6 protein-coding genes and 1 pseudogene are annotated in these 5,440 nt (G+C 63.0%); 6 read left to right on the top strand and 1 reads right to left on the bottom strand.

The window, feature by feature from the left end; translation table 11 throughout:
- Nucleotides 1-176 (bottom strand): annotated as a pseudogene (locus EN993_RS38080) (SAM-dependent methyltransferase); the annotation flags it as partial.
- A gap of 162 nt (nucleotides 177-338) precedes the next feature.
- Between EN993_RS38080 and EN993_RS30390 the strand changes: the two are divergent.
- The 6 genes from EN993_RS30390 to EN993_RS30365 all read left to right on the top strand — a co-directional run.
- Nucleotides 339-1,340 carry a DUF4424 domain-containing protein gene (locus EN993_RS30390; RefSeq protein WP_109668115.1) on the top strand — a complete coding sequence of 334 codons (1,002 nt, stop codon included), beginning with the start codon at nucleotides 339-341 and terminating at the stop codon, nucleotides 1,338-1,340.
- Nucleotides 1,340-1,858 carry a dihydrofolate reductase gene (locus tag EN993_RS30385; protein WP_109668113.1) on the top strand — a complete coding sequence of 173 codons (519 nt, stop codon included), beginning with the start codon at nucleotides 1,340-1,342 and terminating at the stop codon, nucleotides 1,856-1,858. Before EN993_RS30390 ends, EN993_RS30385 begins: the two co-directional genes overlap by 1 nt.
- 168 nt (nucleotides 1,859-2,026) lie before the next feature.
- On the top strand, nucleotides 2,027-3,154 hold the full coding sequence (gene hflK / locus EN993_RS30380) for an FtsH protease activity modulator HflK (RefSeq protein ID WP_109668111.1): 1,128 nt from the start codon (nucleotides 2,027-2,029) through the stop codon (nucleotides 3,152-3,154).
- The gene (locus EN993_RS30375; protein ID WP_127265621.1) at nucleotides 3,154-4,122 is read left to right on the top strand and encodes a protease modulator HflC; all 969 of its coding nucleotides are present in this window, start codon (nucleotides 3,154-3,156) and stop codon (nucleotides 4,120-4,122) included. Before hflK ends, EN993_RS30375 begins: the two co-directional genes overlap by 1 nt.
- 6 nt (nucleotides 4,123-4,128) lie before the next feature.
- Entirely contained in the window at nucleotides 4,129-4,317 is a 189-nt protein-coding gene (locus tag EN993_RS30370; protein ID WP_126069504.1) for a DUF2065 domain-containing protein, read from the top strand.
- 211 nt (nucleotides 4,318-4,528) lie between these two features.
- On the top strand, nucleotides 4,529-5,440 hold a 912-nt coding region (locus EN993_RS30365), incomplete at its 3' end, for a trypsin-like peptidase domain-containing protein (protein WP_127265620.1).

Below are 5,440 nucleotides of genomic sequence, written 5' to 3'. Positions count from 1 at the left end.
TTCGGATTGGTGACGAAGCGGTCGCAGATCTGACGGCGCAGCTCGGCAAGGTCGTTCTTTTTCTCCCCCTTGTCGGGGATAAACAGCACATCCGCCTGGTTCAGGCCATATCAGGCCTGAACGGTCATGTGGTCGGGATTGCCGGCGCCGATGCCGATGACGAGAAGCTTGCGCATGGAGCGAACTCCTGCCCGATCGGAACCTGTTAGTCCAGACCGCTGCTGCGTGTCCAGACCGCGTGGTCCAGGTACCCTTTGGTGCGCGCGGATGCGGAAGGGCTTTGAAACGCCACATTGAAACGGCTAGGGTCCTCAGGGCATCTAGCCGAGGGGGCTTCCATGTTGCGATATGTTCTGACCGCCGTGCTGGCCCTGCCGGCCGCGCCCGCACTCGCCAATGATTCAGTTGCCGAACTTGGCACCGGCGGCCTGATCCTGTCGCGCAGCGATGCCGTGGCGATGCAAAGCGAGGACCTCTTCATCTCGCCGGAAAAGGTGACGGTCGACTACGTCTTCCACAACAACACCGACAAGGATATCGACGCCATCGTCGCCTTCCCGATGCCCGACATCTCGGGCAATCCCGAAGAAATCCCGGCGATCCCTGAAAATCAGAGCGACAATTTCCTCGGCTTTGAGGTGACGATCGACGGCGCACCGGCAAAGCCGCAACTCGAGCAGAAGGCGTTGGCGCTCGGCATCGACGTCAGCGCCGAACTGAAAGCGCAGAATGTGCCGTTCTATCCATTCGGCGATGCGGCGAAGGCGGCACTGGCGAAGCTGCCGCAGGCGGCTACCGACGACTGGGTCAACCGCGGCATCATCATCGAGGACAGCGGCAGCGATGGCACCGAGACGAAAAAGGTCTACACGCCGTTCTGGCAATTGCGTTCGACCTACTGGTGGCGTTCGACCTTTCCGGCCAACAAGGACGTCCACGTTTCCCACCGCTACAAGCCGAGCGTCGGCGGCACGTCTTCGGTCAGCTTTTTCTATGACGGCAAGTTCCAGGGGCAGTACGCCACCTACAAGACGCGCTACTGCATGGACGACACATTCGAGAACGCGGTGCGCAAGGCGGCCAAGGATGGTCCAGACGGCTATCCGCAGTATAACGAAAGCCGCATCGCCTATATCCTGACCACAGGCGGCAATTGGGCGGCAGGGACGATCGGCAAATTCAAGCTGACGGTCGACAAGGGCAATCCGAAAGCCCTGGTCTCGTTCTGCGGCGACAATGTCAAAAAGGTCGGGCCGACGACATTCGAGATGACGGCGGATGATTTCTATCCCGAGCACGACATCGACATCCTGATCCTCGATCCAACGGACGACAACTGATGCACGTCGCAATCTACGTCGCTATTGCCGAGAACGGCGTGATCGGGCGAGACGGCGGGTTGCCCTGGCGGCTCTCCACCGACCTCAAGCGCTTCAAGGCCGACACGATGGGCAAGCCCATCATCATGGGCCGCAAGACCTATGAGGGCATCGGCCGGCCGCTGCCGGGCAGGCTGAACATCGTCGTCACCCGCGACAAGGCCTGGCGCGCCGAAGGCGTCGAGGTGGCGCATTCGCTCGAAGCCGCGATCCAGCTGGCAACGGTGCGCGGGCGCTGCATGGTCGGTGTGGACGAGGTCTGCGTCATCGGCGGCGGCGAAATCTATGCCCAGGCGCTGCTGTTGGCCGACCGGCTGCACGTCACCCATGTGCTGGCAGCAGTCGACGGCGATGCGCATTTCCCGCCGATCGATCCGGATTCCTGGCGTGTTGTCAGCTCGCAGGACGTTCCAGCCGGGGAAAAGGACAGCCACGCGACGCGCTATTCGGTTTACGAGCGCCGCCGCGAGAGACATTGAACGATAAAAGGGGCATTGAGGGAAGACAAAGGGTCGCGACCGGACCAAATCGGACAAGTCGGCAACGCATCGCGTTGAAAGCGCCTCGTGGCGTCCCTATAGAAGAACAATACTGGATTTTGCGCCGTAATACCGGTGCTTGAGGGAATTCCAAGCGAAAGGACATTCATGCCCTGGAACGATAAAAGCGGCGGTGGCGGCGGCCCATGGGGCGGCGGCGGCGGCAACAATCAGGGACCCTGGGGGCAGGGACCAAAGGGACCGAGCGGCCCACAGGGCTCGCCTCCCGATCTCGAAGACATCATCCGCCGCGGCCAGGACCGGCTGCGGCGCGTTCTGCCGGGTGGCGGTGGCGCAAGCCCGGCTATTTTCGCGCTGATCGCGGCGGCACTTGTGGTGCTGTGGGCGTTCAAGGCGGTTTACACCGTGCAGCCCGACGAGGTCGCGGTCGAGCTGCGCTTCGGCAAACCGAAGGCCGAGCTATCGCAGCCAGGCCTGCATTTCCATTGGTGGCCGCTCGAAACCGTCGAGACAGCCAAGATTTCCGAGCAACTCGTCGATATCGGCGGCGGCGGCGCGACGAGTGGCAACACCTCCGGGCTGATGCTTACCGGCGACCAGAACATCGTCAACGTCCAGTTCTCGGTGGCCTATCAGGTCTCCGACCCGAGCGCGTACCTGTTCGACGTGTCCGATCCCGACGGCATGCTGCGGCAGGTTGCCGAAAGCGCCATGCGTGAAGCCGTCGGCCGCCGGCCGGCGCAGGACATCTTCCGCGACGACCGCCAGGGCATTGCCGCCTCGGTGCGTGAAATCATCCAGACGACGCTGGACGGCTACAAGTCCGGTCTCAACGTCAACGCCGTCTCGATCGAGGATGCGGCACCGCCACGCGAAGTGGCCGATGCGTTCGATGAGGTGCAGCGCGCCGAGCAGGACGAAGACAAGTTCGTCGAGCAGGCCAACCAGTACTCCAACCAGAAGCTCGGCCAGGCACGCGGCGAGGCCGCACAGATCCGCGAAGACGCGGCCGCCTACAAGAACCGGGTCGTGCAGGAAGCCGAGGGTGAGGCGCAGCGCTTCATCTCGGTCTATGACGAGTATGCCAAGGCGCCCGATGTGACACGCAAGCGGCTCTACCTCGAAACCATGGAGAAGGTTCTGAAGGATTCCAACAAGGTTATCGTCGAGCAAGGCAACGGGCAGGGTGTTGTGCCCTATCTGCCGCTGCCGGCATTGCAGCCGAAAGCGCCGGCACCAGCCGCCGCTGGTGGCGTTACGGGAGGTAACCAGTGATGGCCAACCGTCTTCCCATCATCGTCGTCGCAGCGGCCGTCATCCTGTTCCTGCTCTATTCGTCGGTCTTTGTGGTCAATGCGCGCCAGCAGGCACTGGTGCTCAGGTTCGGCGAGATCGTCGACGTCAAGAGCAAGCCCGGCATCTACTTCAAGGCGCCGTTCTCGTTCTTCGACGCCGACACGGTGCAACTGATCGAGAACCGGGTGCTGCGCTTCGACCTCGACAACATTCGCGTCCAGGTGTCGGGCGGCAAGTTCTATGAGGTCGACGCCTTCATCGCCTATCGCATCTCGGATCCGCGGGTCTTCCGCTCCGCCGTGTCCGGTCAGATCGAATTGGCCGAAGCCCGGCTCAGGACGCGTCTCGACGCCGCCTTGCGCCGTGTCTACGGTCTGCGCGATTTCGAGGCCGCACTCTCCGAACAGCGCGCCGTGATGATGCGCGAAGTCCGCGATCAGCTCAGGCCCGACGCAACGTCGCTCGGCCTGCAGATCGAGGATGTCCGTATCCGCCGCACGGATCTCACGGCCGAGGTCTCACAGCAGACCTTCGACCGCATGAAGGCGGAACGCCTGGCGGAAGCCGCGCGGCTGAGGGCACGCGGTAACGAAGCGGCGCAGCGCATCACGGCCCGCGCCGATCGCGAAGTGGTCGAGATCGTCGCCGAAGCGCAGAAAGAGTCGGAAATCCTGCGAGGCGAGGGCGAAGCCCAGCGCAGCGCCACGTTCGCGGGAGCGTATCAGCGCGATCCGGCTTTCTTCGACTTCTACCGGTCGATGAATGCCTATGGCACGGCGCTGGACAACACCGGAACGACGATGGTGCTGTCGCCGAACTCGGAGTTCTTCCGTTTCTTCCGCAATCCCGACGGCAGCGAGGCGCCGGCGAAGTCGGTTTCGCCGGCCCCAACCGCTCCGGCGACGGCACCTGCCGCGCCGGCGGCACAGCCAAGCACCGGCCAGTAGCGGCCGGTGCAGGATTTTCTCGCCGCCATGGGCCTCGTCCTTGTCATAGAAGGTCTGGTCTATGGCGGCTTTCCCGGCCTTGCCAGGAAGCTTGCCACCGAAGTGCTGTCGCTGCCCGAGAACGCGCTCCGGACTGCCGGGCTGGCGGCGATCGCCATCGGTGTCGGCATCGTCTGGCTGGTGCGAGGCGGATGACGGCGGCAAGAGCATCGGTTTTCGGATACGAGCTTCGATCCCGGGGATATGAGTTTCGATCTCGGGATACGAGCTTCGATCCGAGATAACGGATGATTTATCCTCTGCCGATAGTCATAGCCGCAAACGTGCCGTATTTTTTGCCAACATGGCGCGACGCGGCGTTTTCGTCGAAGCGCTTTTCTTTTCAAGAATACCGGGAGGCTTCTCGATGACATCCAATACTATTTTGCGCGCGGCACGGCGGACGTTCATCGCCGGCGCGGCGGCACTTCTTGTCAGCGCCGTCGCTGTCCCGTCCGTGACACCGACATTTGCCGCGGATGGACCTGCTTCGGTCGCCGACCTGGCGCAAGGCCTGCTCGGCGCCGTGGTCAATATCTCGACCTCGCAGACGGTGAAGGGCACCGAAGGTCCGGGTGCGGTGCCGATGCCTCAGTTGCCCGAGGGCTCACCCTTCCAGGATTTCTTCGACGATTTCTTCAAGAACCGTGGCGGCGACAAGGACAACGGCGCGCAGAAGGTGCAGTCTTTGGGCTCCGGCTTCGTCATCGATGCCGAGCAAGGCATCGTTGTCACCAACAACCATGTCATCGCCGACGCCGACGACATCGAGGTCAATTTCTCCGACGGCATCACCTTGAAGGCGACGCTGGTCGGCACCGATACCAAGACGGATGTCGCGGTGCTGAAGGTCGATCCGAAGGGCCACAAGCTGACAGCCGTGAAGTTCGGCGATTCCACCAAGATGCGCGTCGGCGACTGGGTGATGGCGATCGGCAATCCGTTCGGCCTCGGCGGCACGGTGACGGTCGGCATCGTCTCCGCCCGCAACCGCGACATCAATTCCGGCCCCTATGACGACTTCATCCAGACCGATGCCGCGATCAACCGCGGCAATTCCGGCGGACCGCTGTTCAACAGTGCAGGCGAGGTCATCGGCATCAACACCGCGATCATTTCGCCTTCCGGCGGCTCGATCGGCATCGGCTTCTCCATTCCCTCGCAGCTCGCCTCGGGCGTCGTCGACCAGTTGCGCCAGTTCGGCGAGACACGGCGCGGCTGGCTCGGCGTGCGCATCCAGCCGGTGACCGACGATATCGCCGAGAGCCTTGGCATGGCG

Origin of the sequence: Mesorhizobium sp. M7D.F.Ca.US.004.01.2.1 (assembly GCF_003997785.1) — a bacterium.
GTDB classification, from domain to species: Bacteria; Pseudomonadota; Alphaproteobacteria; order Rhizobiales; family Rhizobiaceae; genus Mesorhizobium; species Mesorhizobium loti.
Note: the sequence above shows the minus strand (reverse complement) of the source record. Positions and strands in the feature narration are given on the sequence as shown.

Excerpts from the sequence above, each read along its gene's own strand:
- EN993_RS30375 (WP_127265621.1), top strand. The coding sequence starts at position 3,154 with ATGGCCAACCGTCTTCCCATCATCGTCGTCGCAGCGGCCGTCATCCTG.
- hflK (WP_109668111.1), top strand. The coding sequence starts at position 2,027 with ATGCCCTGGAACGATAAAAGCGGCGGTGGCGGCGGCCCATGGGGCGGC.
- EN993_RS30385 (WP_109668113.1), top strand. The coding sequence starts at position 1,340 with ATGCACGTCGCAATCTACGTCGCTATTGCCGAGAACGGCGTGATCGGG.
- EN993_RS30390 (WP_109668115.1), top strand. The coding sequence starts at position 339 with ATGTTGCGATATGTTCTGACCGCCGTGCTGGCCCTGCCGGCCGCGCCC.